Origin of the sequence: Cryobacterium algoricola, assembly GCF_004402485.1 — a bacterium.
GTDB lineage: Bacteria > Actinomycetota > Actinomycetes > Actinomycetales > Microbacteriaceae > Cryobacterium > Cryobacterium algoricola.
Genome location: NZ_SOFG01000011.1, coordinates 414,266 through 440,652, shown reverse-complemented (window position 1 = coordinate 440,652; position 26,387 = coordinate 414,266). Strand labels below are relative to the sequence as shown.

The following is a 26,387-nucleotide window of genomic DNA, read 5'->3' as shown; positions in this document are numbered from 1 at the left end:
CGGTGTGGCGAAACAATCCCGCAACATGAGGCGACTACGCTCCGACCATGGTTGACCTGTTCACCGGCTACGGTGCCACTACGAAGAGTCGGAAACGGACGGGGTCAGGGAGCGCCTGGGACGAGATGTTCCCGGATCCGTCCTCGCTCACTCCGACGGAAACGCGTGCCGCGTACAAGGACGTCTATGGCGCCCTGGCCAAGATGACCCAGGAGGAACTGCGGGGCCGCACGGCGGCGCTCGCGAGTTCGTACCTCGCCCAGGGCGTCACCTTCGACTTCGCGGGGGAGGAACGGCCGTTCCCGCTCGACGCCGTGCCGCGGGTGATCGAACAGCCGGAGTGGGTGACCGTCGAGGCCGGCATCAAGCAGCGCGTCCTCGCGCTCGAGGCGTTCCTTGCGGACATCTACGGGCCCCAGGCCGCCGTGCACGACGGCGTCATCCCGGCGAGCCTGATCAGTTCGTCCAACCACTTCCACCGCCAGGCCGCCGGCATCGTCTCGGCCAACAACGTGCGCATCCAGGTCTCCGGCATCGACCTCATCCGCGATGAGAAGGGCGCGTGGCGGGTGCTCGAGGACAACGTCCGCGTGCCCAGCGGCGTGAGCTACGTCATCTCCAATCGTCGCGTGATGGCGCAGACGCTTCCCGAACTCTTCGTCTCGATGCGGGTGCGCCCGGTCGGCGATTACCCGAACAAGCTTCTCCAGGCGCTGCGGGCATCCGCCCCCGCCGGGGTCGACGACCCCAACGTCGTCGTGCTCACCCCGGGCGTCTTCAACTCCGCGTACTTCGAGCACACCCTGCTCGCCCGGCTGATGGGCGTCGAACTCGTCGAAGGCCGCGACCTGTTCTGCTCCGGCGGGCGCGTCTGGATGCGCACGACCGCAGGCCCCACCCGGGTCGACGTCATCTATCGCCGGGTCGACGACGAATTCCTCGACCCGCTCCAGTTCCGCGCGGACTCGCAGCTCGGGTCGCCCGGCATGCTGATGGCCGCCCGGCTCGGGAACGTCACGATCGCCAATGCGGTCGGCAACGGGGTCGCGGACGACAAGCTCGTCTACACCTACCTGCCCGATCTCATCCGCTACTACCTCGCCGAAGACCCGATCATCCCGAACGTCGACACCTGGCGGCTCGAGGATCCCCTCGCGCTCGAAGAGGTGCTCGACCGGCTCGACGAGCTCGTGGTCAAGCCCGTCGACGGGTCGGGGGGCAAGGGCCTTGTCGTGGGGCCTGCCGCGTCGAAGGCGGAACTCGCGACGCTGCGGAAGCAGCTGCTGCGTGACCCGCGTGGCTGGATCGCGCAGCCCGTCGTGCAGCTCTCGACCATCCCGACCCTCGTCGAAGACGGGATGCGGCCGCGCCATGCCGACCTGCGTCCCTTCGCCGTGAACGACGGCACGGATGTCTGGGTGCTGCCGGGCGGTCTGACCCGCGTCGCGCTCCCCGAGGGTGAGCTCGTCGTCAACTCGAGCCAGGGCGGCGGATCGAAGGACACCTGGGTGATCGGGCTCGAACCCGACTTCTACCACGAGTCCTCCGCACGCAACATCCAGGGTCTCGTGGCCGACCAGGCCGCGAACACCCAGGCTCCGGTGGCGGGCGCACACTCCATCGACCACTCGCCGCAGGACAAGCCTCTGGGCAACAGCGACCAGCAGGAGCAACAGCAACAGCAACAGCAGGGGAAGCAACCGGTGTCCGTTGGGGTGCCGGCGGCATCGAAGTCATCGGCGCAGGAGGACCGGGAATGTTGAGTCGCATTGCAGAAAGCCTGTTCTGGATCGGACGGTACATCGAGCGCAGCGACGGCACCGCCCGCATCCTCGACGTGCACCTCCAGCTTCTGCTCGAGGATCCGTGGATCGAGGAGAACCTCGCCTGCCGGTCGCTCCTGCAGCTGATGGGCAGCCCCGTCCCCGAGGAGGGCGAGCTGACCCGCAAGGACGTTCTCGCCACCCTCGCCATGGACCGCACGCATCCGGCGTCGATCGCGTACTCGATCACCTCCGCACGCGAGAACGCCCGCCGCGCGCGGGAGATCGTGCCGACCGAACTCTGGGAATGCCTCAACACGACGAGCGCGCGGATGCCGCGCAAGGTCGCGAGCGAGAAGACCCACGACTACTTCGCCTGGGTGCGGGAACGCGCCGCGCTCGCCGTCGGGATCGTCGAAGCCGGTGCGAGCCGGGACGACGCCTGGCACTTCTTCACTCTCGGGCGCAGTCTGGAGCAGGCGGACATGACGGCTCGTCTTCTCGCCACCCGGTCGCTGACCGAAGCGAGCGGGCCGTCGTGGACAACGATCCTGCGTTCCTGCGGCGCGTACGAGTCCTACCTGCGCACCTACCGCGGGGTGCCGTCGGCCCGGAACGCCGCCGAATACCTGCTGATGGACCGGTTGTTCCCCCGGTCGATCGTCTTCTCCGTCTCGCGCGCCGAACAGTGCCTGCGCGACCTCGAGCCGCGCACCGACCGGGCCGGCGTCACCGGCCAGGCCCAGCGGGTGCTCGGCCAAATCCGCAGCCAGCTGGAGTACCGACCGATCATGGACATCCTGAACGACCTGCCGCTGCAGATGATGCGCGTCCAGGACGCGACCAGTACCGCCTCGGAGGCCATCGGCAACCGGTATTTCCCGAAGGGGAACGTTCCGACCTGGACAGGGGAAGCCTCGTGAACCGTCTCCGGATCCGGCACACGACCGGCTACCGCTACAAGGGCGAGGTCGCGGCCTCCTACAACGAGGCGCGGATGCTGCCGGTCAGTTCCGTCGACCAGTTCGTGCTCTTCTCGAACCTCGAGATCAGCCCGACGGCGGGCAACCACTACTACGCCGACTACTGGGGCACCCGGGTCTCCTCGTTCGAGGTGCTCACCCCGCACTCCGAGCTGACGCTCACCGCCAACAGCCTCGTCGAGGTGCGGCCGCGCGAGCACGAGACCCACGAACACACCTGGGTCGACCTCGCCGCGGATGCCCTGCGCACCTCGACGCTCTTCGAACAGTCCCGGCAGACCCGCCTGACGAAACCGCCGATGGATGTCGAGGCGCTCGCGGCAGAGATCGCCGCGCGCCACACGAGCTCCTGCTCTGCCGCCTACGAGATCTGTGCCGCGATCGGCGACCAGATGCAGTACGTCCAGGGAGTCACGGGCGTGCACTCGACCGCGGAAGAGGCCTGGAACGACCGGCGCGGGGTCTGCCAGGACATCACGCACATCGCCCTCGGCGCGCTGCGCTCGGTCGGGATCCCGGCCAGGTACGTCTCCGGCTATCTGCACCCGAAACCGAATGCGGAGGTCGGCGAGACCGTCACCGGCGAATCCCACGCGTGGGTCGAGTGGTTCTGCGGAGAGTGGCGCGGATTCGACCCGACGAACCTGATCGAGATCGGTGACCGGCACGTCTCCGTCGGCCGCGGTCGCGACTACAACGACGTGCCGCCGCTCCGCGGCGTCTACGCCGGCTCCGCGGGCTCCCAGCTCTTCGTCAAGGTAGAGATCACCCGCGAGGCCTGATGGCATAACTCCTGCAAATTCCGGGATGCCGGATGTCCGGCCCCGGAATTCCGGGCAGCTTCCGGGCCGAGCCGGAAATCTGCAGGAGTCATGCCGATCGGCATCCGCTCAGGGGACGGCGTCCGCTCAGGGGGTGGGATCTGCTCAGCGGGTGGGGGAGTGGGATTCCAGGAACTGGTAGACCTCGGTCTGGTCGACGCCGGGGAAGGTGCCGGTCGGGAGGGCGGCGAGCAGGCTCGTCGGGGTGCGCGCGGCGGGCCAGGCCTGGCCGGCCCAGCGCTCGGCGAGCTCGTCGGGGGCGCTGCGGCAGCAGCTCTCGTCCGGGCAGCGGGAGACGGCACGGTTGTTCGTCTCGCGGCCGAGGAACCACTTCGTCTCCGAGAACGGCACGCCCACGCTCACCGAGTACTCGCCCTCCTTCGCCTTGGCGATGCGGGAGGTGCACCAGAAGGTGCCGGAGGGGGTGTCGGTGTACTGGTACCAGGGGCTGAACCGGTCGGCGACGTCGAAGACCGTCCGGGCGGTCCAGCTGCGGCAGACCGTCGTGCCCTCGACGGCGCCGAGGGCGTCGCTCGGGAACCGGACGGAGTCGTTCTCGTAGGCCTTGATGATCGTGCCGGACTCGTGCACCTTCATGAAGTGCACCGGGATGCCGAGCCGGGCCGTCGCGAGGTTCGTGAACCGGTGCGCGGCCGTCTCGTAGGACACCGCGAAGGCGTCGCGGAGGTCCTCCATCGAGATGCTGCGCTGCGTCTTGGCCTCGGCCAGAAGTTTCACGGCATCGTCCTCCGGCAGCAGGATCGCCGCCGTCAGGTAGTTGGTCTCGACCCGCTGCCGCAGAAATTCCGCATAACTTGTCGGCTCCTCGTGCCCGCACAGCGCGCTCGCGAACGCCTGCAGGATCGGGGACCGGGTGTCCCGGGAGGCGGTCTGCTCGATCGGGAGGTAGATCCGGCCGTTGCGCTTGTCGGTGACCGAGCGCGTCGAGTGAGGCAGGTCCGCGACATAGTGCAGCGAGTAGCCGAGGTGCGCGGCCATGTCGGCGACGACCCGTTGCGGCACCGGTCCGCCGCTGTGGCCGACCGCGCGCAGCAGCCCGGCAGCCTGGGCCTCGAGTTCGGGGAAGTAGTTGTCCCGCGCGCGCATGATGCCGCGCAGTTCGGCGTTCGCCCGCCGCGCCTCTTCGGGGGTCGCCGCCCGTTCCCGGTGCAGGCGCTCGATCTCGTGGTGCAGGGTGAGGATCGTCTGGAGTGCCTCATCGCTCGTTGACCGGCCGATTCGGATGTGCGGGAGCCCGAGTGCGGTGAACACCGGCCCGCGCTGGGCGCGTTCCACCGCGATCTCCAGGGCGGCCCGTTCCGACGGCGCCTCCGTCTTGAGCAGCTCGTCGACCGTGGTTCCGAGCGCGGTCGCGATCGAGCGGAGCATCGACAGCCGCGGCTCCCGCTTGCCGTTCTCGATCATCGAGACCTGCGACGGCGCCCGCCCGACCGCCGCAGCGAGGGTGTCGAGGGTCATCCTGCGGGAGCCCCTGAGTTCACGGATGCGACGGCCCAGGGTCAGGGCATCGATCCCGTGCTCGTCGGGTTCCGGCTGGGACAGGGCGGTGCGCAGGGTGGGATCGGCGGTGATCATCGCACCATGCTCACACGCTGCAGAACTTCACGCAAGCAGAAGAACTGCATTTCTTCTGTGAATCCGGCCGGGGTGCGGGTTGCCAGAACACCGCAGAGTAGGTGTCACAGGCAAGCAATGACGCAAACCCAAGGAGACAACATGACCGCGAACGCACCCCGCCCGGGAGACCAGACCCAGACCGCCGCCGAGCTCGCCCTCGAGTGGGCCGCCGACGCACGCTGGGAGGGCATCCGCCGCGACTACACCGCAGAGGACGTCATCGGCCTCCGCGGGTCTGTTCGCGAAGACCGCACGCTCGCCCGCCGCGGCGCCGAGAACCTCTGGAAGCTCATCCACGAGAACGGCACCGAGGAAAACCCCGAGTGGGTGCGCGCCCTCGGCGCCCTCACCGGCAACCAGGCCGTACAGCAGGTGCGCGCCGGCCTCAAGGCCATCTACCTCTCCGGCTGGCAGGTTGCGGCCGACGCGAACCTCTCCGGCCAGACCTACCCCGACCAGTCGCTCTACCCCGCGAACTCGGTCCCGTCCGTCGTGCGCCGCATCAACAACGCGCTGCTCCGCGCCGACCAGATCGAGACGAGTGAGGCGGCCGCGAACGGCGGCACCGGCACCGGCATCGACTGGCTCGCACCGATCGTCGCCGACGCAGAGGCCGGCTTCGGCGGCCCGCTCAACGCCTACGAACTCATGCAGTCGATGATCGAGGCCGGGGCGGCCGGCGTGCACTGGGAAGACCAGCTCGCGAGCGAGAAGAAGTGCGGCCACATGGGCGGCAAGGTCCTCGTCCCCACCGGGCAGCACATCCGCACCCTGAACGCCGCCCGTCTCGCAGCGGATGTCGCGGGCGTGCCGACGATCATCATCGCGCGCACCGACTCCCTCGCCGCGACGCTCATCACGAGCGACATCGACGAGCGCGACCAGGAGTTCCTCACCGGGGAACGCACCGCGGAGGGCTTCTACGACACCCAGAACGGCATCGACGTCGTCATCGCCCGCGGCCTCGCGTACGCGCCGTACGCCGACCTGCTCTGGGTGGAAAGCTCGGAGCCCGACCTCGAGCTCGCGCAGCGCTTCGCGAAGGAGATCCACGCGCAGTTCCCCGGCAAGAAGCTCGCCTACAACTGCTCGCCCTCGTTCAACTGGAAGTCGCACCTCGACGACGCCCAGATCGAGGCGTTCCAGCGCGAACTCGCCAAGGCCGGCTACGCCTTCCAGTTCATCACCCTCGCTGGCTTCCACGCCCTCAACCACTCCATGTTCACCCTGGCCAAGGACTACTCCGAACGCCAGATGAGCGCATACGTCGAACTCCAGGAGGCCGAATTCGCCTCGGAGGCCGACGGCTACACCGCCACCCGCCACCAGCGGGAGGTCGGTACCGGCTACTTCGACAAGATCGCCACAGCGCTCAACCCCAACAGCGCGACCCTCGCCCTCGTCGGTTCCACAGAGGCCGAGCAGTTCTGACCCGCTCCGCGTTTCTGAATCGCTCAGCGTTCTGACCCGTCGCATCACCGAGCGGATGCGGCCACCCGGCCGGCCGCATCCGCTCACCGCCCAGCACCCCTCGACCTCACCCTGCAGAAGGAGACACACCATGAATTCCCCCCTCGCGACGACCGAAACGGTCTCGCCGAGCACGAACACCGGCAGTTTCGCCATGACCCAGCCGCACCTCGAGGTCACCGGCGACCTCGGTGCCCGCTACGACGAGATCCTCACCCCCGCGGCGCTCGACTTCGTCTCGGAGCTGCACGACCGCTTCGCCGGCACCCGCCACGACCTGCTCGCGACCCGGCTGCGGAAGCGCGTCGACGCCGCCAATGGGCGCGACCCCGGCTTCCTCACCGAGACGGCGCACATCCGCCGCGACCCGAGCTGGCGCGTCGCCGGCGCCGGACCCGGACTCGAAGACCGCCGCGTCGAGATCACCGGTCCGACCGACCGCAAGATGGCCATCAACGCGCTCAACTCGGGCGCCAGGGTGTGGCTCGCCGACCAGGAAGACGCCACGAGCCCGACCTGGGCGAACGTCATCGAGGGCCAGATCACCCTGTTCGACACAGTTCGCGGGCAGCTCGACTTCACGAGCCCGGAGGGCAAGGAATACACCGTCACGGGTGACGCGACCGGTGCGACCCCGACGATCGTGATGCGCCCGCGCGGCTGGCACCTCGTCGAGAAGAACATCAGCTTCATCGACCGGGCGAACCGCACGATGAGCGCCTCCGGCAGCCTCGTCGACTTCGGCCTCTACTTCTTCCACAACGCCCAGCGCCTCATCGACGGCGGGAGCGGACCGTACTTCTACCTACCGAAGCTCGAGAGCCACCTCGAGGCCCGGCTCTGGGACGACATCTTCAGTCACTCCGAAGACGCCCTCGGCATCCCGTACGGCACGATCCGCGCGACCGTGCTGATCGAGACGATCCAGGCCGCATTCGAGATGGAGGAGATCCTCTACGAGCTCCGCGACCACTGCGCCGGCCTCAACGCCGGTCGCTGGGACTACATCTTCAGCATCATCAAGACCTTCCGCGCCCGCGGGCGCCGGTTCGTCTTCCCCGACCGCAAGCAGATCACGATGACCGTGCCGTTCATGCGCGCGTACACCGAGCTGCTCGTCTCCACCTGCCACGGACGCGGCGCGTATGCCATCGGCGGCATGAGCGCGTTCATCCCGAACCGGCGCGATCCCGAGGTCACCGCCCGGGCGCTCGAGCAGGTCGCTGCGGACAAGAAGCGCGAAGCCGGCGACGGCTTCGACGGCACCTGGGTCGCCCACCCCGACCTGATCCCGACCGCCCAGGCCGAGTTCGACGCCGTGCTCGGCGACCGGCCGAACCAGCTCGAGCGCACCCGCGACGACGTCAGCGTGACGGCAGCGGAGCTGCTCGACGTCGCATCCGTCGGCGGGCAGATCACGACGGCCGGCGTGCGCGACAACATCACGATCGGGCTGCGCTACATCGAGTCCTGGCTGCGCGGCGTCGGCGCCGCGGCGATCGACAACCTGATGGAGGACGCCGCGACCGCGGAGATCTCCCGCTCGCAGGTGTGGCAGTGGATCCACGACAACTCGGTCACCGCGGAGGGCGTGCGCATCGACGGACCCTGGGTGGACGCCCTGGTCGCCGACGTGTTCGCCTCCCTGCCCCGGACCCCGGGCGACCGGTTCGACGACGCCCTGTCGGTCTTCCGCACGGCGGCGCTCGAGCCCGAGTTCCCGACCTTCCTCACCGTCGGCGCCTACGCCCGCTTCCTCTAGCGTTCGTCGCCGTTTCCGCGAAAAGCGGGTGAATCGTCGTTCTGGCCGTTGGTTGGCGACGATTCACCCGCTTTCGCGGACGGACGAGTCGGTAGGGTGGGGTGGTGATTGCGATACGACAGGCGGGGGCGGCGGATGCCGGGGTGCTCGCCGAACTGGCGGCCGCGACTTTTGCGCTCGCGTGCCCTCCACACACGACAGCGGAGGCGATCGCCGTGTTCGTTCGCGACGTTCTGGCCGAGGCCAACTTCGCCGCCTACCTCGCCGATCCCGAGCGGATGCTGTTCCTCGCCGAAGACCAGGACACTCGCCTCTCGCTCGGCTACACCATGCTGATCTTCGGCGAGCCGGCCGACTCCGACGTGCTCGCGGCCATCGGCATTCGCCCGACCGTTGAACTCAGCAAGTGCTACCTGCGCGCGGAAACTCACGGCCGCGGGGTGGCCGGGCTCCTGATGACGGCCACACTCGATGCCGCCAGGGAGCGCGGCGCTCGGGGCGCCTGGCTCGGCGTCAACGAGGAGAACGCGCGGGCCATCCGCTTCTACGGGAAGCACGGCTTCGCCGCTGTAGGCACGAAGCACTTCCTCGTCGGCGACCGCTACGAGGACGACTACGTGCTCGAACGCGAACTCTGACCGCGCGAACTCTGCCCGCGCGAACTCTGCCCGCGCGAATGCTGCCCATCGCCCCCTGAGGTGTCGCAGATCGACGTTCGTTGTGCTCGCGAACGTCGATCTGCGACACCTCAGGGAGTGGGGGCCGGCGTCTTCGCTGCCTTGACCTGCTCGTAGGCGGCGAGGGCCGCGCGCCGGGTCTCGCCGAGGTCAACGAGCGGCGCCGGGTAGGCATCCGTGCCGATTTCGGGCACGTACTCGCGGATGTACTCCCCATGCGGGTCGAACCGCGCCGCCTGCAATTCAGGGTTGAACACCCGGAAGTAGGGCGCGGCATCGGCGCCCGATCCCGCGACCCACTGCCAGCCGAACGGGTTGCTTGCGCCGTCGGCGTCGACGAGGGTGTCCCAGAACCATTGCTCACCGACCCGCCAGTCCACCAACAGATTCTTGGTGAGGAATGAAGCGGTGACCATGCGTACCCGATTGTGCATACTCCCGGTGCGCCACAGTTCCCGCATCCCGGCGTCGACGAGGGGGATGCCGGTACGGCCCTGCCGCCACGCCTTGAGCACCCGGTCGTCGAGCGGGGGCCACGGGAACCGGTCGAACTCGCGCTTGAGATTCGAGGTCGCAAGCTCGGGCGCGTGGAAGAGCACGTGATAGCTGAACTCCCGCCAGCCGAGCTCGGTCAGGAACCGTTGCGCGCTCGACGCGGTGGCCGCATCCGCCCCGCGCAGCACCCGCTGGGTGGCATGCCAGACTTGGAACGGGCTCACCTCACCCCAGCGGAGCCGCGGCGACAGGCGGCTCGTCGCGGTCTGGGCCGGGGTGTCCCGCTCGTCGGCGTAGCGCGCGAGCGACTCGCGCAGAAAGGTCTCGAGTGCCTCGGCCGCGACGGCCTCGCCCGGCTGCCAGGTCGCACGGAGCCCGGCCGCCCAGTCCGGGTGGGTGGGCAGGAGCCCCCAGTCGTCGAGTCGATCAGAGGGCACCGCCCCCGGCCAGCCGTCGATCGCCGTCGGCGCCGGGTAGGGCTCGCGCGGGGGAGGGCCGGCGACGCAGGCGCGCCAGAACGGCGTGAAGACCGAGTACGGGTTGCCCTGGCCGGTGCGGATCGTCCACGGCTCGAAGAGCAACGAGCCGGCGAAGCTCCGGGCCTCAACGCCGTCGGCGTGCAGCGCCGTCTTGATCACGGTGTCGACCTCGCGTTCCGCAGCGCCGTAGCGGCGGTTCCAGAACACGGCGCCAGCGCCCACGGATGCCGCGAGCGCGCCGATGACGTCGGCCGCCGGTCCACGCCGGAGCAGAAGGCTCCCGCCGAGCGCGTCGAGCGAGTCGCCGAGCGCGCGGAGGCTGCCGTGCAGCCACCAGCGGGAGGCCCCGCCGAGCGGCCGCACGCCCGGGGATTCCTCGTCGAGCACGTAGACCGCGACGATCGGGAGCCCGCGTTCGACGGCCGCGTGCAGTGCCGGGTTGTCGGCGAGCCGGAGGTCGTCGCGGAACCAGACGATCGTCGGCCCGGCGCCTTCCGCTGGGCTCACGCGCCCGTCCCGGAGACTCCGACGTCGGAGATCCGCAGGACGATCTTGCCGCGGGTGTGCCCCTCCTCGACCAGCCGGTGGGCGGCGGGACCCTCCGCGAGCTCGAAGACATGGTCGATGTGGGGGCGTACCGCGCCGTCGTCGATCATCTTGGTGATCCAGTCCAGGGCGTCTGCGTCCGCAGCGACCTTGAATCCGGTCGCCCGCACTCCGGCGGCCTCCGCATCCGCCTGCAGGGTCGGCCAGCTTCCGCTCGGCGCGTTCACGAGCACCCCGTCCGGCCGGAGGACGCGGAGGGACCGCGTGCCGGTATCGTCGTGCACGTTGCCGATCAGGTCGATCACCGAGTCGACGTCGGCGAGAACCTCGTCGAAGCGGATGCTCGTGTAGTCGATGACCTCGTCGGCGCCGAGCTGGCGCAGGAACTCCGCGTTGCGGGGCGAGCCCGTCGTGATCACGTAGGCGCCGAAGGCCTTGGCGATCTGTACCGCGAAGTGACCGACGCCGCCGCTGCCGGCGTGGATCAGCATCCGCTCGCCGGGTGTCACCTCGGCGATCTCGACGACCATCTCCCATGCGGCCAGGGCTGCGACGGGCACGGCGGCGGCCTCGATGTGGCTCAGCGTCGACGGCTTGAGGGCGACGCTCATGCTCGAGACGGCGATGTACTCGGCGTAGCTGCCCGTCGTGCGGGGAAAGTGCGTCATGCCATAGACCTCGTCGCCGGGCTGCAGCGGGAACGCCTCGTACGGCGAGCTGACCACGATCCCGCTGAAGTCGAAGCCGAGCACGGCCGGGAAGGCCGAGATCGCCGCCGCGACGCCCGATCCGGCGCGGGTCTTCACGTCGATCGGGTTGACGCCCGCTGCGACGACGCGCACGATGAGCTCGTCGAGTACGGGGATCGGCGTCGGCACCGTGTCCAGGTGGAGCTCTTCGGCCGCGCCGGTGCGGTCGATCACGAGGGCGCGCATGGTCGGGGGCAGGTTCGTTGCATGTGCCATGTCTCCATTGTCTCCCGGCCGGCAGCCGGCGGACAGCTGAAACACCCTCGGTCACCCGGCAGATCCCGTTAGCAACGTGACTCGATCTGGGGGTGCGGAAACGCTCATTGTGCCTCACCTTGGGGGCGTCGGGGTCTGGATTTGCTCTCTCTCGCGGTCGTAGTCTGTCCACATAAAGGGGGACCGAAGTCCTCATTTAGGGGGACCGTTCGAGTCGAGCGTCCACCAGGCGACTGGTGTGCCTTTGGCCTGTATTCGGCGACCCGTTGCCCGTGCTGGAATTTCGCGCCGCACCCGAAGTGGCGCGATCTCTCCCGCCCGGGCAACGAACGAACTGTCCTTCCCATCGGTCGGCCGAATCTCGGCCTGCAACTACCCTGATGCCCTTCGAGGCGTCGAAAAGGATCCATCATGAACAAGCTTCTCAAAGGCTCCATCGCCGGCGCGGTCGGCGTGGCGCTCCTCCTCGGCGGTGCGGGAACCCTCGCGCAGTGGAACTCAAGTGCTGCGGCGGGCAGTGGCGCGACGATCACCGCAGGCACGCTCGTCATCACACCAAGCGGGGTCGGCGCCTGGACGAGCGGTGGCAAGAGCATCGATCCGAGCACGTTTAAGGCAGTTCCGGGCGACTCTCTCACCTACACGAAGACGGTGAAGATTACTGCGACCGGTGACAACCTCACCGCCACACTTGCTCTCGCTCCCGGCTCGTTCGCTCCGGTCTCGGTTTCGCCAGCGTTGACGGCGCCAGCGGACCTGGCCTTGTCGACCTACCTGACGAACTCGGCGTCAATTGCCTTGTCCGGTGTTACGGGATTCTCCGGATCCGGCTCGTCTTACACCGTTACTCCAGGTGCCACTGGAATCAATGGTGTCGATGCCGTGGTGACGGTAACCGTCAAATTCCCCAAGAACGGGACTGCTGGCGACAGCTCGGAGGCGGCAACCAAGCTCGGCTCTGTGAAACTGAGTGACCTCGCCATCACCATCACCCAGGGTTAGTTCTCGGGCCGGCGCACCTTGAGTTTGTGCATTGTGCGCCGGCCGCAGGTTCGAGGCTGTTCTCAAGGGCATGCGCGGATAGGGGTGACGAAGCTTTGACTAGGACCCGAAAGTGGGATTTCATCGCTGCCGACAAGGTTGCGGGGGCCAAATTTCTCCCGCGGCTCACGCTCCGGTCCGTCCTATCTGCAGTGGCCGCCACGACCGCCGCAGTGATCCTGGCGGTGCTTGGCGCCGGCGGCTCCTATGCGTTCCTCAATACGAGCGCTCCGGTCTCCGCAGCTACAACGATCACGTCCGGCACCGCTACCGTCAGCGTGTCGCCCCTGAGCCTGCCGACCACCCCGCTCTACCCGGGCGCAACGATCAGCGCCCCTGTCACCGTGACCAACACCGGTGACGTACCCCTCGCCATCCGCGTTGCGGGACTGACAGCTCCGAGTCCGGCGATTCCCGTCTCCTCATGGCTGACCGTCGGCCTCGCGGTCGGGGCGTGCCCGGCAGTGCCTGCACCCTCCTGGTCCGCGGTCGTCGGCACCACCCCTGCCGTTGCCGCTCTGGGCGCGACCGTCCCGGTGGGCGCTTCCATCGTGCTCTGCGTGTCGGTGGCGCTCTCGTATGACGCGCCCCAGCCGGCCGTAGACCAGCTATCCACGACCTTCGGCGTCACCATCGATGGGATCCAGGCCTGACCGTGATGACCGCGACGCGCCCGACCCGGAGCATCCGCTCGCCCAAGCGGATGCTGACGCTCGCCCTGGCCCTCTTTCTGACGCTCGCAGGTACGAGTGTCGCCCAGGCAACCTGGACCGCCAAGCCTTCAACGCTGTCGGCCTCTGTTGCGGCCGGAACCCTGAGCGTGAAGCAATCGGGTTTTAGTGCTCTGGCGCACGTGTATCTCTCCAGCCCGGCAAGCGCGTTGTCCGCGACGACGCCCGTCACGGTCAAGAACAATGGGTCGGTGCCGGCGCAATACACACTCGCGTTCGCAGCCTCGGGCGGGTTAGCGTCGGCGATCACCGTGCAGGCATGGGTCTCCACCGTGCCATGTCCCGTAAACGTGAGCGCAGCGGTGCCGGGAGCGCAGAATTGGACGCCGACTGCTCCCTTGACCGGCACTCTCGCCGCGGGCGCCTCGACGGTTTATTGCGTCAGCACCAGCATCACGCCGGCGCTCCGTTTCACCTCCGCCTCTGGCTCGCTGAACGCCACCTCGACTCTGAGTGCAACGGTCGGCAAGAACTGGGCGACCACGGGCAATTCCGACACCGCGACGCAGAGCCTGACGAGCATGACGCCGCTCAGCCTTGCGGTCACCACCCTGACCGACCACAGCCTGACGGTCTCGTGGAAAGCTCCGGCCGATGCGAGCACCGTCGCCGGGTATCAGGTGTATCGCGTCGGGACGAGCACACCCATCGCAACCGTGACCTCGCTCACCGCACTGAGTTACGTCGATACCGGACTCAACGTCGGGACGAGTTACTCCTACTATGTGGTGGCCATCGATTCGAATGGCAATGCCTCTCCGGCGACGGCGTCGATCGGTACAAGCACCAGTGGCATTAGTGGCTCGGCCTGGTACAAGGTCAAGATCGCCGGAACCGAAACGTGCATCGACGGTGAGAAGGAACTGACTGCGAGCGGTACCTTGCTGATCTTCTTCGGCTGCAAAGCAACGTCCTTTGACAACCAGGCCTGGCAGTTCGTGCTCGGTTCCGGGACGAACTACACGATCCGCGCAAAATATGTCACCAACCGGTATTGGGACCTCACCGGGACGGGGAATGTCAACGCGGATATTCAGACCTTTGATGGCTCCTCGAGCCAGATCTGGTCGGTCGTGCCGATCACGGGCGGCAACGGCACCTTTACTATCAAGAACGTCCAGACGAACAAGTGCCTGGACAACGTCAACACCCTCACCGCACAAGGGGACATCCAAGTCGTCGCGAAGACGTGTATTGTCGGCAGCGCTACCCAGGCCTTCACGCTCACGAACGTGGGCTGACGATGACGATGCGCCCGTTTGCAACTCCGTCGCCGGCGTTCGGACCGGGCCGAGTGACGGTAGCTATCCGGATCGCCGCCAGCGTTGCCGCGCTGGCCGCCGTATTCGGGCTCGCCGCCGTCGCAACGCCGGCGCACGCGAACACGGCGACCTCGACCCCGACCTCGACACCGACAGTCACCGCCGCACCGACCGCCCCTGTCGACCTGCTCCTCAGCACCGACGGCACGCACTTCGCGACGACGCTCAGCGCCGGCCTCTTCGACGGGCTCGGCCTGCTCATCCCGCGCGGCTCCCAGCAGGCCACCCTGTGGGTGCGCAACCCGACCGCCGCCCCGGCCGAGGTCCGGGTGAGCGCACACGACGTGCTGCTCCCGGCCGGCGGATACGCCGACCACGTCACCCTCTCCGCCTGGAACTCCGGCACCGGCGACACCCTCTCCCGCACCCTGCGCGCGCTCGACAGCTGCGGAATCGTGGTCCCGTCCCAGCCGATCGCGGCCGGCGGCACGATGAAGCTCATCGTGACGTTCACCATGGCGGATGTCTCCGGCACTGTCGATCAGGGAGCGAGCGCCGGTCTCGGGCTGCTGGTGGCGATGCGGGATGCCCAGGGCGGCCCGTTCGCGGCGTCCGCCTGCGACGACCCGGGAACGGTCGTCCCCGTGCTGCCGGGAACACCGACGCCCACTACGAAGACGTTCGCCGCCGTCGCGGGCACCGGATTCCTCGCCCACACCGGGGTCGAGCCGCCCGCTCCCGTGCTGGTCGTCGGCGGGCTGTTGCTCGGGGTCGGTCTCTTCCTGCTGCTCGCCCGCCGTCGCCGACCTGAGGAGGACCGGGAATGACCCGATCCCAGCTCGATCCACTGCTGCTGACGCCGGTCGTCGGCGACGCACCCGAGTCGTTCGACCGCGAGCTGCCCGGACCGGAGGCATCCGTGCCCGGGGTGCCCGCCGCCGTAGAACCGGCCGAGAAGAGCCTGCTGCACTACCTCGGCCTCGCGGTCAGCGGCGCGATCCTGCTTCTCGTCGTCGCCCTCGCGCTGCTGCTGATCGTGGTGCCGAAGGTCACGGGGTCGACACCGCTCACCGTGCTGACCAGCTCGATGGAGCCCACCCTGCCGCCCGGAACGCTCATCATCGTGCGTCCGGTCGCCCCGGACGACATCCGGATCGGCGACGTCGTGACGTACCAGATCCACTCGGGAGTGCCGGGGGTGATCACTCATCGCGTCACCGCGATCAGCTCGAGCTCCGCCGGCGGGCGCACGTTCACATTCAAAGGAGACAACAACAGCGTCGCCGACGCCGATCAGGTGCTCCCGGTGCAGATCCAGGGACGGCTCTGGTACTCGGTGCCGTGGGTCGGCTGGGTGAACAACGCCGTCAACGGCCAGAGCCGCAGCTGGATCGTGCCCGTCATCGCCGGGTTGCTGTTCGCCTACACGGGGTACATGTTCGCGAGCGGCGCCGTGTCCGCGCTGCGCAAGCGCCGTCGCGCCAGGGCTGCCGCGGCCACGAGGATCGCGGCTACGCCCGAGCCTGCTGCGCCCGGGTCGCCATTGCGTTGAGCACGTCGATCAGCTGGTTCGCGTAGCCGACCAGGATCGCGATCTGGTCCTCGTCGCGTTCGATCCACCGGCACTCCGGCTCCGACCGGATCGGCACGAAGTCCCGGTGCTGCTCCCAGACCAGCAGCGTCCGGTCGGCGCCGAGCACATACTGCTGCCACCAGACCTGCCGCATATAGGAACGAGGGATGCTGCGCCACGCCTTGTTCGTCGTCTTGATCTCCGAAAGTTCGAGCGTCCGGGCATCCGTGCCCACTCCATCGGGCGTCGCGAGGTGCCGGCGGTGGTCGGCGGCATGGAACAGCGTCGTGCTCGGCTCGATGCCGTAGTTCTCGAGCACCCAGGCGGCGATCACGGGCTCGCGGGCGCGACCGTGATCGGTGTACGTGTTGCCGCCGAAGTTGCTGCCGTTCATCTTGTCGTTGGCCGCGTTCTGCACCGACTTGGGGGTCGCGAGCTTGGCGACATCCGTGGCCGTGATGCCCTGGTTGCGGGCGCGCATCCAGGCCGCCCAGTCCGTGGAATCGGCCACGATACGGAGCAGGTGCGGTGCGATCGCGGGCGTGCGCAGCGCGGATGCTGCCGCCGCGGCAACCGCTGAGGCTTTTGCCGGTGACCCTGCCGGTGACCCTGCCGGTGACCCTGCCGGCTCGAAAAGCGGCAGCAGGGTATCGGTCACTCTCCCCATTGTGCCAGCCCCGGGCCGGGCTCGGGGTGGGCGCGCGGGCCGGGGCAGAGCGGACGCGAACCCCATTCACAGGAGCGCCACGGGCCCCGCATAGGCTTTCCATAGAAAGCTCGCGATACTGAGTAATTATGAGCACACGTGAAACTGACCACTCGACCCGCGGGCCGCGTCTCCACAAGGCCGACGGAAGTCCCATTCGAGTGCTCGTCGTCGATGACGAACCCACGCTCACGGATCTGCTCTCGATGGCCCTCCGCTACGAGGGCTGGGAGGTGCGCACCGCCGGCGAGGGACGCCAGGCGCTGACGATCGCCCGCGAGTTCCGGCCGGACGCGATCGTGCTCGACATCATGCTGCCCGACATCGACGGCCTGCAGGTGTTGCAGCGGGTGCGCGCCGACGGCTACGAAACGCCCGTGCTCTTCCTGACCGCCAAAGACTCCCTCGACGACCGCATCGCCGGCCTGACCGCAGGCGGCGACGACTACGTCACGAAGCCGTTCAGCCTCGAAGAGGTCGTCGCCCGGTTGCGCGGCCTGATCCGCCGCTCGACCCTGGCCGTGTCCGACTCCGTCGACCCGCGCATCTCCGTCGGCGACCTCACCCTCGACGAGGACAGCTACGAGGTCTCCCGCGCCGGCGACGCCATCGAGCTCACCGCGACCGAATTCGAACTGCTCCGTTTCCTGATGCGCAACCCCCGCCGCGTGCTGAGCAAGGCCCAGATCCTCGACCGGGTCTGGAGCTATGACTTCGGGGGCAAGTCCTCCGTCGTCGAGATCTACATCTCCTACCTGCGCAAGAAGATCGATGCGGGGCGCGAGCCGATGATCCACACCGTGCGCGGTGCGGGGTACATGCTGAAAACCGCGTGATGACGCCGACCGACCAGCCGGGCCCGGTCGACCCGACCGACCCGACCGACCAGGTCGACCCGTTCGGCCCGACCAGCCGGGCCCACCCGAGCGGTGCGGCCGGCCGGCAGCATCCGTCGCGCCGACCGCAGTGGCTCCGCCGCCCGCAGTGGTTGCGGCGCCGCGCCCGCGCGCCCTGGACGCTGCGCCGCCGGCTCGTGCTCGCCGTCGTCGGCCTGCTCGCCCTCGTGAGCGTCTCGATCGGGGTCGTGAGCGTCACGGTGCTGCGCGCCAACCTGCTGTCCGCTCTCGACCAGCAGGTGAGCTCGGCCGCGGAACGGTCGCACTCGATGCTCGAGGGGCGCCGCGACAACGACAACGACCCCGGCACCACGCTGCCGGTGTTCGTTCCCTCCGCGAGCGTCATCCTCAACGGCCCCGGCCAGCCGGGCACGCTCGCCCTCGTCTTCTACAACTCCACCCTCACCGCCGGCTACACCGACGACACCGGCACGATCGTCCCGCTCACCGCTCACCAGGTCGACCTCCTCGTGCAGAAGGCCGACATCCTCGCGAGCCAGACCGGAACCGCCCGGCCCGTCACCGTCGACCTCGGCGGCGACGTCGGCAGCTACCGGATCCTCGCGAGCTCGAGCCGCACCGGCACCCTCTCGATCGTCGGCCTCCCGCTCAGCACGGTCGACGGCACTGCGACACAGCTCGCCATGATCATCGGCGTCGTCTCCCTCGTCGGCATCATCGTCGTCGCGATCCTCGCGATGTGGATCGTGCGCCTCGCCCTCCGCCCGCTGCAGCGTGTCACGGCAACGGCCGCCCGCGTCTCCGAGCTCCCGCTCGACCGCGGCGAGGTCAGCCTCGTCGACCGGGTCCCCGCCGCGGACACCGACCCCCGCACCGAGGTCGGCCAGGTCGGCTCCGCGCTCAACCGCATGCTCGACCACGTCGACCTGGCCCTCGAGACCCGGCAGGCGAGCGAGAACAAGGTGCGGCAGTTCGTCGCGGATGCCAGCCACGAGCTCCGAACGCCCCTCGCCTCGATCCGGGGCTACTCCGAGCTCACCCGGCGCTCCGGCCAGGAGCTGCCGCCGGACGCCCTGCACGCCCTCGGCCGGATCGAGTCCGAGTCCGTGCGGATGACCGGGCTCGTCGAGGACCTGCTGCTGCTCGCCCGCCTCGACGAGGGCCGCGAACTCGAGCACGGCACCGTCGACCTCACGAGCCTGCTCGTCGACGTCGTGAGCGACGCGCACGCCGCCGGCCGCGACCGGGTGCTCAACCTCGAGCTCCCCGACGAGCCGATCCAGGCCATCGGCGACACGCCCCGGCTGCACCAGGTCTTCACCAACCTGCTCGCGAACGCGCGCATCCACACCCCGCCCGACACGACCGTCGAGGTGGCTTTGTCCGAGCAGGACGGCCGGGCGATCGTGACGGTAACGGATGACGGCCCCGGCATCCCGGCGAACCTCCAGACGACCCTGTTCGAGCGTTTCGCCCGCGGCGACAGCTCGCGGTTCCGGGGCACCGGAAGCACCGGGCTCGGCCTCGCCATCGTCCAGGCGGTCGTGACCGCGCACCAGGGCGAGGTGTCGGTGTCGAGCCGGCCGGGCCGCACCGAGTTCCGGGTGTCGCTCCCGCTCGCCTGACCCGCGGCATCCGCCCGCCCCACCCTGCCGCGCCCCTGTTCCGAATTCAGGAGTCGAGCCCGGATTGCCCTGTTTTTGGCCCGGTTTGGCCCGTTTCGGGGCTCAACTCCTGAATTCGGCACACCCCGGCGCGAGCTGACCCGGCGCGACAGCGGGGGCGAGACGCGGTTAGGGGTTGTTGAGCTGGGCGAGGAGCGCGGCGAGCTGGTGCAGGTCGTCCGTCGGCCAGTCGCTCAGGCGCTTGTGCACGATCGCGGTCTCGCCGTTCCGCACCGCGTCGAGCTTGGCCCGTGCCAGGTCGGTGACGGCGAGGAACCGGGCGCGGCCGTCGTCCGGGTCGAGTTCGGTGCGCACGAGTCCGAGCTCGCAGAGCTGCTTCGCCTGGCGGCTGATCACGCTCTTGTCCACGTAGAGCGCCGCGGCGACCGCGCTCGAGTGCGTCGGTCCGTAGCGCTCGATGTGCCGCAGGAGCTTGAACGCGAACGGCTGCAGCGACGTGTCGATGAAGAGCGCGGCATCCCGCATGCTCGCCCGGATCAGCCCGGCGAGCACGCTCAGCTGCTCCTCCACCTCGGTGATCGCCGACGCCGACTCCACGCTCGGCGCAGCGCCGGGCGTTTCGACCCGGGTGTCAGTCCCGGGCTCGTCCGGCGCGGTGGCGCGCTGCGGCAGGCCGGGGGTCCCGTGAATCATGCTCACAGACTACTGACTCTGCGCCGGGCGGGCTGGTCGTCCTTCGGCAGGTGGATCACCCCGGTCGGGTTGTTGAGACCGGCGGGGGCGAGACCGGCGGATGCCGCGCTCACCTCGATCATGATGTCTTCCATCTCCTCGACCTCCGTTTCGCGCTCGGCAGCGCGCTCGACTGCGGTCAGGCCGGCGTGCCCGGCCGCGGTGCCGGCGCCGGCGCCCTCGCGGGCCCTGGCGATGCCCGTCTTCCGTCCGAGGGTCGCGTTCGGCAGCAGGGTGACCATCACGAGGGTGATCACGGCGAGCGGGATGCCGATCAGGAAGACCGTGCCGACGCCGGACCCGTACGCGGATTCGACGAGGGTGCGCACGGCAGCAGGGAGGTCCGCGACACGCGGGATGGTCCCGGAGCCGAGCGCGCTCGCCGCGGCCATCTTGTCCGCGGGACTCAGCGCGACCACGCCGTCGGTGATGTGCTGCGCGACCGCGGAGCCGAGCACCGAGCCGAGCACCGAGACGCCGATGGTGCCGCCGAGGCTGCGGAAGAAGGTGACGCTGCTCGTGGCGACGCCGAGGTGCCTGACCTCGATCGAGTTCTGCACGACGAGCACGAGGTTCTGCATCAGCATGCCGAGGCCGGAGCCGAGCACGAACATGTAGACGCCGACGAGCACGAGGTTGGTCTGGTAGTCGAGGGTGCCGAGCAGCAGCAGGCCGACGATCACGAGCGCTCCGCCGGAGACCATGATCGCCTTCCACTTGCCGGTGCGGCTGATCAGGGTGCCGAAGGTGACCGAGCAGATCAGGTAGCCGCCCATCATCGGGATGGTCAGCAGGCCGGACTGGGTCGGCGTTGCTCCCCGGGCGAGCTGCATGTACTGGCTGAGGAAGACGGAGGTGCCGAACATCGAGACGCCGACGGAGATGCTCGCGATGACGGCGAGGGTGAAGGTGCGGTTCTTGAACAGGGTGAGCGGGATGATCGGCTCGCTGACCTTGAACTCCACGAACACCGCGGCGACGAGCAGCACGACGGCGCCGCCGACCATCAGGAACGAGGGCACGGATGCCCACTCGAACTGGGTGCCGGCAATGGTCACCCAGATCATCAGGAGCGACATGCCCGCGGTGATCAGGATCGCGCCGAGGTAGTCGATCTTGACGACCCGCTTGACCCTGGCCGGGAGGTGCAGGGTGCGCTGCAGCAGGATGATCGCGAGGATCGCGACGGGAAGGGCGATGAAGAAGTTCCAGCGCCAGCCGAAGGCGTCCGTCACGACACCGCCGAGCAGCGGGCCGCCCACGGTGCCGAGGGCCAGGACCGCGCCGAACAGCCCGGCGTACCGGCCCCGGTCGCGGGGGCTGATGATGTCGGCCATGATGATCTGGCTGAGCGCGGCGAGGCCGCCGGCGCCGAGGCCCTGCAGCACGCGGAAGCTGATCAGGGTGCCGGTGTTCTGGGAGAAGCCGGCGAGTGCGGAACCGAGGACGAACACCACGAGCGAGAGCTGGATGAGCAGCTTGCGGTCGAAGAGGTCGGCGAACTTACCCCAGATCGGCGTGCTGACGGTCGTCGCGAGCAGGGTCGCGGTGACGACCCACGTATATGCGGACTGGTCGCCGTGCAGGTCGGAGAGGATGAGCGGCAGAGACGTGCTGACGACGGTTCCGGCGAGGATCGAGACGAACATGCCCATCAGCAGGCCGGAGAGGGCCTCGAGCACCTGCCGCTTCGACATCGGCGTGTCCGAATCGCGGTGGGGGAGTGCGCGGTGGCCCTGCGGGTTCTGCGGTGGAGCGGTACGAACGGATGAAACGCGAGACATAGAACTCCTGGGCGGTGTAATTGACAAGCGTCAACTATATCTCGATAGTGGACTCAGGTCAACTACCTGTGCCGTTTCGCTCGCTCACGGCGAGCGGATGCCGCGATTTGCGCCGGCCCGCGGCATCCGTTACAGTGAACGAAGCCAAAGACCGCCGGTTGTCGCTGCCCAGTAATGGACAGCGACCGAAGGTTCACTCATGTGAACAGCCCGCGCAGGAATCGAAGTTCAGTTTCAGTTCGCAAGAACTGCTCAGCTCCGGCCTTGCGCTGGGGCTTTTTTCATGTCTGCGCCCCGGGCTACCGGCACATGAAACCAAGAGGAGCGCCATGGCGAACAAGGAAGCAACGGTCGCCGAGCTGACGGAGAAATTCCAGAGCTCGACCGCCGTTCTGCTCACCGAGTACCGCGGTCTCACTGTTGCGCAGCTCAAGACGCTGCGCGTTTCCATCAGTGCGGACGCCACGTACGCCGTGGTAAAGAACACGCTCACCAAGATTGCGGCCAACAACGCCGGCATCACGTCGTTTGACGACGAACTCGCCGGCCCGTCCGCCATCGCCTTCGTGCACGGAGACCCCGTCGCCGTCGCGAAGACCCTGCGTGCCTTTACCAAGGCAAACCCTCTCCTGGTAGTGAAGGGTGGTTACTTCGACGGTAGCCCGCTCACTGCCGAAGAGGTAGGCAAGCTCGCCGACCTCGAGTCCCGTGAAGTGCTGCTGGCCAAGCTGGCCGGCGCGTTCAAGGCCTCGCTGTTCGGAGCCGCATATCTGTTCAACGCACCGCTTTCGAAGGCTGTTCGCACCATCGAAGCACTGCGTGAGAAGCAGGAGTCCGCGAACCAGGCATAGGCCTGCTAGCGGTGAGTAACTAAGAAACTATAGGGAGAATAATCATGGCAAAGCTTTCCACCGAAGAATTGCTCGAACAGTTCAAGGGCCTGACCCTCATCGAGCTGTCCGAGTTCGTCAAGGCGTTCGAGGAGACCTTCGAGGTCACCGCAGCAGCCCCCGTCGCCGTCGCCGGTGCCGCTGGCCCCGCCGCCGCCGTTGAAGAGGTCGAAGAGCAGAGCGCCTTCGACGTCATCCTTGAGTCGGTCGGCGACAAGAAGATCCAGGTCATCAAGGTTGTGCGCGAGCTCACCAGCCTGGGCCTCGGCGAGGCCAAGGCCGTTGTCGATGGCGCGCCGAAGGCCGTCCTCGAGGGCGTCACGAAGGAAGCTGCCGAAAAGGGCAAGGCTTCCCTCGAGGCCGCCGGCGCCACCGTCACCCTCAAGTAGTCGGGCCCCTCAGGGGGTTCTTCGTACTGGGGTCGACAGGCGTCAGCCGTTCGATTCGTACCACGCCGAAGGCGTCGCATCCACTGGATGCGGCGCCTTCTGCCGTTAAAGCAGCGCGGCGGTTCACCCCACGCGAGCCGATGTCCATAGCCGGGCTATGGACATAGATAGCCTAGCTATGTACAGTGGAGGAATGCCTTCTGACCTTCCCGCACTCCTCGGTGACCTGATCACCGTGAACCACCGGCTCGCCCGGGTCGCCGCCCACGCCGCGGATGGCCGGGAGTCGCCGGCGGTCTGGCGCACGCTGAGCGTGCTCCGCCAGCTCGGCCCGATCCGCCTCGGCGAGGTCGCCGCCCGCAGCCGCATCTCGCAGCCGACCGCGACCAAGCTCGTCACCCACCTCGTCGAGCGCGGCTGGGCCGCCCGCCTCGCCGACCCGCTCGACGCCCGCGTCACGAGCACCGTGATCACCCCGACGGGGGACGCCGCCCTCTCCGCCTGGCGCAGCGAACTCGCCGAAGCCCTCCTGCCGATGTTCGACGGGCTGGCGGATGCCGAGCTCACCACGATCCGGAACGCCGTCGACATCCTCCGCGACCGCCTCGACGGCAGCGAGGTGCCCGCCGAGCGGGTACCCGTCGCCGCATCCGCCGCATCCGCCGCATCCGCCGCATCCGCCGCTTCGCCGGCGGCCGGGACTCCGGCCGGAGCCCGCGCATGAGCCGCGTGACCGCACTGGCGGAACACGGAACCCCCGCCGCGACCGACGGACGCGGGCCCAGGGAGGGCGGCGGCAGCATCCTGCACCAGCCGACCGCGGTCTGGGCCGTCGCCTTCGCGTGCGTGATCGCGTTCATGGGCATCGGCCTCGTCGACCCGATCCTGCCCGCGATCGCCCGTGACCTCGCGGCGAGCCCGACCCAGACCGAGATGCTCTTCACGAGCTATCTCGTGATCACCGGCATCGCGATGTTCTTCACGAGCTGGCTGTCCAGCCGGATCGGCGCCAAGCGCACCCTGCTGATCGGCCTCGCGCTCATCATCGTGTTCGCGCTCGCCGCCGGCCTGTCGCAGAACGTCGAGACCATCATCGGCTTCCGCGCCGGCTGGGGACTCGGCAACGCCCTCTTCATCTCGACCGCGCTCGCGACCATCGTCGGGGCGGCGTCCGGAGGAACGTCCTCCGCGATCATCCTCTACGAGGCCGCCCTCGGGCTCGGCATCGCGATCGGCCCGCTCATCGGCGGGCTGCTCGGCAGCATCAGCTGGCGCGGACCGTTCTTCGGCAGCGCAGCACTGATGGCGATCGGCTTCGTCGCGATCATCGTGATGCTGAAGAAGGAGCCGCAGAAGCCCGCCCCGATCCGGCTCTCCGCGCCGTTCCGCGCCCTCGCCCGGCCGGGGCTCGGCATTCTCGCGAGCGCCGCCCTGTTCTACAACATCGGCTTCTTCGTGCTGCTCGCGTACACGCCGTTCGCGCTCGTTCCGCTCGGCCTCGGCAGCGCCATCACCCTCGGCCTGGTCTTCTTCGGCTGGGGCATCTCGCTCGCGGTCACCTCGGTCTGGGTCGCCCCGCTCCTGACCAGGCGGATGCGTCGCAGCCGGGTGCTCTGGCTCGTGCTGCCCCTGCTCGCCCTCGACCTCGCCGCTGCGGGCGTGCTGATCGGATCGGCCGCCGGAGTCGTCACGTGCGTCATCGTCGGCGGGCTGCTGCTCGGCGTGCTCAACACCGTGCTCACCGAATCCGTGATGGAGGCGACCGACCTGCCGCGGCCGGTCGCGTCATCCGCATACTCCGGCGTGCGGTTCCTCGGCGGGGCGATCGCGCCGCCTGCCGCCACCCTGCTCGCCGAGTTCTTCGGTCCGGCGGTCCCCTTCTACGCCGGGGCGGCATCCGTGCTCGTCGCCTGCGCGATTCTCGTGCTCGGCCACCGCCACCTCGCCCGTGCCGACGGTGCGATGGAGGACGAGTTCGAAGAAGCAGAGGCGATCGGCGCCGGCGACAGCTGACCCGAACCGAGTCGACGGAGATTTCGCCCGGCAAGCGCTTCACACGCGCTCGAACGTGTCCAGAACCTGAATACTCCGTCGCATTGGTCAGGGCTGCGGCTGGCGCGGGCCGCTCGTGCTCGCCCGGATCACGAGGTTCGTCGGCAGCACGGTGAGGTACCCGTCGACGTTGAGCTCCGCCTCCGCCGGACGCGCCAGTTCGGTCAGGAGCGCACTGACGGCGAGGCGGCCCTGCCGCCGCGGATGCTGTTCGAGGGTCGTCAGGCGGAACATCGCGGCGTGCGGATGCCCGTCGATGCCGATCACGGACAGGTCGGCCGGCACCTGGATGCCGAGCTCCCGTGCCGCGACGATGAGTCCGATGGCGATCTCGTCGCTCGCGGCGAAGATCGCGGTCGGGCGGGTGCGCGGGTCGCCCAGCACGGCCAGGCCCACCGCATAGCCGCCGGGCATGCTGAACTCGCAGGGGTAGAAGCATCCGTCGGTCGAGCGCCCCGCGGTGCGCATGGCCGAGTAGAACCCGCTCAGGCGCTGGCTGTGCACCTGGAAGTCCATCTCGTCGATGGGATCGCCGCCGACGTGCACGACGTCGACATGGCCGAGGCTCAGCAGGTGTTCGGTTGCGAGCCTGGCCGTAGCGACATCGTCAATGGCGATCGTGTGCACGTCCCTGATCGGGCCACCGATGCCGATCAGCGGGCGGCCGAGGCGGTGCAGCCGGTCGACTTCCGCCTCACTCAGTGCGACGCCGACCGAGATCACACCGTCAAAGCGCTTGCGGGCCAGGAAGTACTCGAAAACCCGGTCCCGCTCGGCGGATGCCGCGGGCAGGTTGTAGAGGGTCATGTCGTAGCCCTCGGCGAGCAGGGACTGTTCGAGGCTCTCGAGCACCTCGGAGAAGAACCACCGGCTGATGAAGGGGATGATCACCCCGACGTTCTTGGTGCGCCCGGTCACGAGGCTCGCGGCGTTCGGCGAGGCGACATACCCGATCTCCGTTGCGGCAGCGACGACCTTGATCCGGGTGGCCTCAGAAACATAGCCACGCCCGCTGAGCGCACGGGACGCCGTGGCCTTCGCGACCCCCGCGAGACGTGCCACGTCGGCGATTGCGCTCACGACACGTCCTCCCTTGGATCAGTACGGACAGAATAGCGCTTGTTGCGCCGCCACTGGAACCGGTTC

24 protein-coding genes are annotated in these 26,387 nt (G+C 68.5%); 17 read left to right on the top strand and 7 right to left on the bottom strand.

The window, feature by feature from the left end; genetic code table 11:
• Positions 1 to 47 precede the first annotated feature (47 nt).
• The 3 genes from E3O44_RS08780 to E3O44_RS08770 are packed head-to-tail and all read left to right on the top strand — an operon-like array spanning position 48 to position 3,528.
• A complete protein-coding gene (locus tag E3O44_RS08780) occupies positions 48 to 1,763 on the top strand; it encodes a circularly permuted type 2 ATP-grasp protein (protein ID WP_134534369.1) in 1,716 nt (571 codons plus the stop codon).
• Positions 1,757 to 2,686: an alpha-E domain-containing protein gene (locus E3O44_RS08775; RefSeq protein ID WP_134534368.1), complete on the top strand. Its 930-nt coding sequence runs from the start codon at positions 1,757 to 1,759 to the stop codon at positions 2,684 to 2,686. The genes E3O44_RS08780 and E3O44_RS08775 overlap by 7 nt, the downstream gene beginning before the upstream one ends.
• Positions 2,683 to 3,528, top strand: a complete 846-nt coding sequence (locus E3O44_RS08770) for a transglutaminase family protein (RefSeq protein WP_134534367.1) — start codon at positions 2,683 to 2,685, stop codon at positions 3,526 to 3,528. The genes E3O44_RS08775 and E3O44_RS08770 overlap by 4 nt, the downstream gene beginning before the upstream one ends.
• Before the next feature lie 144 nt (positions 3,529 to 3,672).
• On the opposite strand, the gene E3O44_RS08765 is transcribed toward E3O44_RS08770, so the two are convergent.
• Positions 3,673 to 5,163: a helix-turn-helix transcriptional regulator gene (locus E3O44_RS08765; protein ID WP_134534366.1), complete on the bottom strand. Its 1,491-nt coding sequence runs from the start codon at positions 5,161 to 5,163 to the stop codon at positions 3,673 to 3,675.
• A gap of 141 nt (positions 5,164 to 5,304) precedes the next feature.
• Between E3O44_RS08765 and aceA the strand changes: the two genes are divergently transcribed.
• The 3 genes from aceA (at position 5,305) to E3O44_RS08750 (ending at position 9,075) form a co-directional block, all read left to right on the top strand.
• Positions 5,305 to 6,636 carry an isocitrate lyase gene (aceA, locus tag E3O44_RS08760; RefSeq protein ID WP_134534365.1) on the top strand — a complete coding sequence of 444 codons (1,332 nt, stop codon included), beginning with the start codon at positions 5,305 to 5,307 and terminating at the stop codon, positions 6,634 to 6,636.
• Positions 6,637 to 6,829: 193 nt separating this feature from the next.
• Positions 6,830 to 8,437: a malate synthase A gene (aceB, locus tag E3O44_RS08755; protein WP_134534863.1), complete on the top strand. Its 1,608-nt coding sequence runs from the start codon at positions 6,830 to 6,832 to the stop codon at positions 8,435 to 8,437.
• A gap of 104 nt (positions 8,438 to 8,541) precedes the next feature.
• Positions 8,542 to 9,075: a GNAT family N-acetyltransferase gene (locus E3O44_RS08750; protein ID WP_338144729.1), complete on the top strand. Its 534-nt coding sequence runs from the start codon at positions 8,542 to 8,544 to the stop codon at positions 9,073 to 9,075.
• Positions 9,076 to 9,185: 110 nt separating this feature from the next.
• Here E3O44_RS08750 and E3O44_RS08745 read toward each other — a convergent pair whose 3' ends face one another.
• Together E3O44_RS08745 and E3O44_RS08740 are read right to left on the bottom strand one after the other, a co-directional pair.
• Positions 9,186 to 10,595: a cryptochrome/photolyase family protein gene (locus E3O44_RS08745; RefSeq protein ID WP_134534363.1), complete on the bottom strand. Its 1,410-nt coding sequence runs from the start codon at positions 10,593 to 10,595 to the stop codon at positions 9,186 to 9,188.
• Positions 10,592 to 11,599, bottom strand: coding sequence for an NADP-dependent oxidoreductase (locus tag E3O44_RS08740; protein WP_241976178.1), 1,008 nt, complete (start codon positions 11,597 to 11,599; stop codon positions 10,592 to 10,594). The genes E3O44_RS08745 and E3O44_RS08740 overlap by 4 nt, the downstream gene beginning before the upstream one ends.
• 411 nt (positions 11,600 to 12,010) lie before the next feature.
• Between E3O44_RS08740 and E3O44_RS08735 the strand changes: the two genes are divergently transcribed.
• The 5 genes from E3O44_RS08735 (at position 12,011) to E3O44_RS08715 (ending at position 16,185) form a co-directional block, all read left to right on the top strand.
• Positions 12,011 to 12,601 (top strand): alternate-type signal peptide domain-containing protein, encoded by a 591-nt coding sequence (locus E3O44_RS08735; protein WP_134534362.1) that lies wholly within the window; start codon positions 12,011 to 12,013, stop codon positions 12,599 to 12,601.
• Between the two features lie 191 nt (positions 12,602 to 12,792).
• Positions 12,793 to 13,293 carry a hypothetical protein gene (locus E3O44_RS08730; protein WP_134534361.1) on the top strand — a complete coding sequence of 167 codons (501 nt, stop codon included), beginning with the start codon at positions 12,793 to 12,795 and terminating at the stop codon, positions 13,291 to 13,293.
• A 5-nt stretch (positions 13,294 to 13,298) separates the two neighbouring features.
• The gene (locus tag E3O44_RS08725) at positions 13,299 to 14,612 is read left to right on the top strand and encodes an RICIN domain-containing protein (RefSeq protein WP_241976280.1); all 1,314 of its coding nucleotides are present in this window, start codon (positions 13,299 to 13,301) and stop codon (positions 14,610 to 14,612) included.
• A gap of 53 nt (positions 14,613 to 14,665) precedes the next feature.
• A complete protein-coding gene (locus tag E3O44_RS08720) occupies positions 14,666 to 15,460 on the top strand; it encodes a hypothetical protein (RefSeq protein ID WP_134534359.1) in 795 nt (264 codons plus the stop codon).
• The gene (locus E3O44_RS08715; protein WP_134534358.1) at positions 15,457 to 16,185 is read left to right on the top strand and encodes a signal peptidase I; all 729 of its coding nucleotides are present in this window, start codon (positions 15,457 to 15,459) and stop codon (positions 16,183 to 16,185) included. The genes E3O44_RS08720 and E3O44_RS08715 overlap by 4 nt, the downstream gene beginning before the upstream one ends.
• Here the strand turns inward: E3O44_RS08715 and E3O44_RS08710 are convergent.
• Entirely contained in the window at positions 16,145 to 16,756 is a 612-nt protein-coding gene (locus E3O44_RS08710; protein ID WP_372488124.1) for a YqaJ viral recombinase family protein, read from the bottom strand. The genes E3O44_RS08715 and E3O44_RS08710 overlap by 41 nt on opposite strands.
• A 245-nt stretch (positions 16,757 to 17,001) precedes the next feature.
• Here E3O44_RS08710 and E3O44_RS08705 point away from each other — a divergent pair, with 245 nt between their 5' ends.
• Together E3O44_RS08705 and E3O44_RS08700 are read left to right on the top strand one after the other, a co-directional pair.
• On the top strand, positions 17,002 to 17,748 hold the full coding sequence (locus E3O44_RS08705) for a response regulator transcription factor (RefSeq protein WP_134446731.1): 747 nt from the start codon (positions 17,002 to 17,004) through the stop codon (positions 17,746 to 17,748).
• Positions 17,748 to 19,394 carry a sensor histidine kinase gene (locus E3O44_RS08700; RefSeq protein ID WP_134534356.1) on the top strand — a complete coding sequence of 549 codons (1,647 nt, stop codon included), beginning with the start codon at positions 17,748 to 17,750 and terminating at the stop codon, positions 19,392 to 19,394. The genes E3O44_RS08705 and E3O44_RS08700 overlap by 1 nt, the downstream gene beginning before the upstream one ends.
• 168 nt (positions 19,395 to 19,562) lie before the next feature.
• Here the strand turns inward: E3O44_RS08700 and E3O44_RS08695 are convergent, their stop codons facing one another.
• Positions 19,563 to 20,087, bottom strand: a complete 525-nt coding sequence (locus E3O44_RS08695; RefSeq protein ID WP_134534355.1) for a MarR family winged helix-turn-helix transcriptional regulator — start codon at positions 20,085 to 20,087, stop codon at positions 19,563 to 19,565.
• Positions 20,088 to 20,089: 2 nt separating this feature from the next.
• A complete protein-coding gene (locus E3O44_RS08690; protein ID WP_134534354.1) occupies positions 20,090 to 21,823 on the bottom strand; it encodes an MFS transporter in 1,734 nt (577 codons plus the stop codon).
• A 416-nt stretch (positions 21,824 to 22,239) separates the two neighbouring features.
• Here E3O44_RS08690 and rplJ point away from each other — a divergent pair, with 416 nt between their 5' ends.
• From rplJ to E3O44_RS08670, 4 genes are all read left to right on the top strand, one after another.
• Entirely contained in the window at positions 22,240 to 22,761 is a 522-nt protein-coding gene (gene rplJ, locus E3O44_RS08685; RefSeq protein WP_134446735.1) for a 50S ribosomal protein L10, read from the top strand.
• A 44-nt stretch (positions 22,762 to 22,805) separates the two neighbouring features.
• Complete coding sequence (gene rplL / locus E3O44_RS08680; protein ID WP_134446737.1) at positions 22,806 to 23,189, top strand: 50S ribosomal protein L7/L12; 384 nt, start codon at positions 22,806 to 22,808, stop codon at positions 23,187 to 23,189.
• A gap of 193 nt (positions 23,190 to 23,382) precedes the next feature.
• Complete coding sequence (locus E3O44_RS08675; protein ID WP_134534353.1) at positions 23,383 to 23,913, top strand: MarR family winged helix-turn-helix transcriptional regulator; 531 nt, start codon at positions 23,383 to 23,385, stop codon at positions 23,911 to 23,913.
• On the top strand, positions 23,910 to 25,202 hold the full coding sequence (locus E3O44_RS08670; protein WP_134534352.1) for an MFS transporter: 1,293 nt from the start codon (positions 23,910 to 23,912) through the stop codon (positions 25,200 to 25,202). Before E3O44_RS08675 ends, E3O44_RS08670 begins: the two co-directional genes overlap by 4 nt.
• Positions 25,203 to 25,289: 87 nt before the next feature.
• Here the strand turns inward: E3O44_RS08670 and E3O44_RS08665 are convergent, their stop codons facing one another.
• The gene (locus E3O44_RS08665; RefSeq protein WP_134534351.1) at positions 25,290 to 26,321 is read right to left on the bottom strand and encodes a LacI family DNA-binding transcriptional regulator; all 1,032 of its coding nucleotides are present in this window, start codon (positions 26,319 to 26,321) and stop codon (positions 25,290 to 25,292) included.
• Positions 26,322 to 26,387 lie beyond the last annotated feature (66 nt).

Excerpts from the sequence above, each read along its gene's own strand:
- E3O44_RS08780 (WP_134534369.1), top strand. The coding sequence starts at position 48 with ATGGTTGACCTGTTCACCGGCTACGGTGCCACTACGAAGAGTCGGAAA.
- E3O44_RS08775 (WP_134534368.1), top strand. The coding sequence starts at position 1,757 with ATGTTGAGTCGCATTGCAGAAAGCCTGTTCTGGATCGGACGGTACATC.
- E3O44_RS08765 (WP_134534366.1), bottom strand. The coding sequence starts at position 5,163 with ATGATCACCGCCGATCCCACCCTGCGCACCGCCCTGTCCCAGCCGGAA.
- aceA (WP_134534365.1), top strand. The coding sequence starts at position 5,305 with ATGACCGCGAACGCACCCCGCCCGGGAGACCAGACCCAGACCGCCGCC.
- aceB (WP_134534863.1), top strand. The coding sequence starts at position 6,830 with ATGACCCAGCCGCACCTCGAGGTCACCGGCGACCTCGGTGCCCGCTAC.
- E3O44_RS08740 (WP_241976178.1), bottom strand. The coding sequence starts at position 11,599 with ATGGCACATGCAACGAACCTGCCCCCGACCATGCGCGCCCTCGTGATC.
- E3O44_RS08735 (WP_134534362.1), top strand. The coding sequence starts at position 12,011 with ATGAACAAGCTTCTCAAAGGCTCCATCGCCGGCGCGGTCGGCGTGGCG.
- E3O44_RS08725 (WP_241976280.1), top strand. The coding sequence starts at position 13,299 with ATGACCGCGACGCGCCCGACCCGGAGCATCCGCTCGCCCAAGCGGATG.
- E3O44_RS08715 (WP_134534358.1), top strand. The coding sequence starts at position 15,457 with ATGACCCGATCCCAGCTCGATCCACTGCTGCTGACGCCGGTCGTCGGC.
- E3O44_RS08705 (WP_134446731.1), top strand. The coding sequence starts at position 17,002 with ATGAGCACACGTGAAACTGACCACTCGACCCGCGGGCCGCGTCTCCAC.
- E3O44_RS08700 (WP_134534356.1), top strand. The coding sequence starts at position 17,748 with ATGACGCCGACCGACCAGCCGGGCCCGGTCGACCCGACCGACCCGACC.
- E3O44_RS08695 (WP_134534355.1), bottom strand. The coding sequence starts at position 20,087 with ATGATTCACGGGACCCCCGGCCTGCCGCAGCGCGCCACCGCGCCGGAC.
- E3O44_RS08690 (WP_134534354.1), bottom strand. The coding sequence starts at position 21,823 with ATGTCGAAGCGGCAGGTGCTCGAGGCCCTCTCCGGCCTGCTGATGGGC.
- rplJ (WP_134446735.1), top strand. The coding sequence starts at position 22,240 with ATGGCGAACAAGGAAGCAACGGTCGCCGAGCTGACGGAGAAATTCCAG.
- rplL (WP_134446737.1), top strand. The coding sequence starts at position 22,806 with ATGGCAAAGCTTTCCACCGAAGAATTGCTCGAACAGTTCAAGGGCCTG.
- E3O44_RS08675 (WP_134534353.1), top strand. The coding sequence starts at position 23,383 with ATGCCTTCTGACCTTCCCGCACTCCTCGGTGACCTGATCACCGTGAAC.
- E3O44_RS08670 (WP_134534352.1), top strand. The coding sequence starts at position 23,910 with ATGAGCCGCGTGACCGCACTGGCGGAACACGGAACCCCCGCCGCGACC.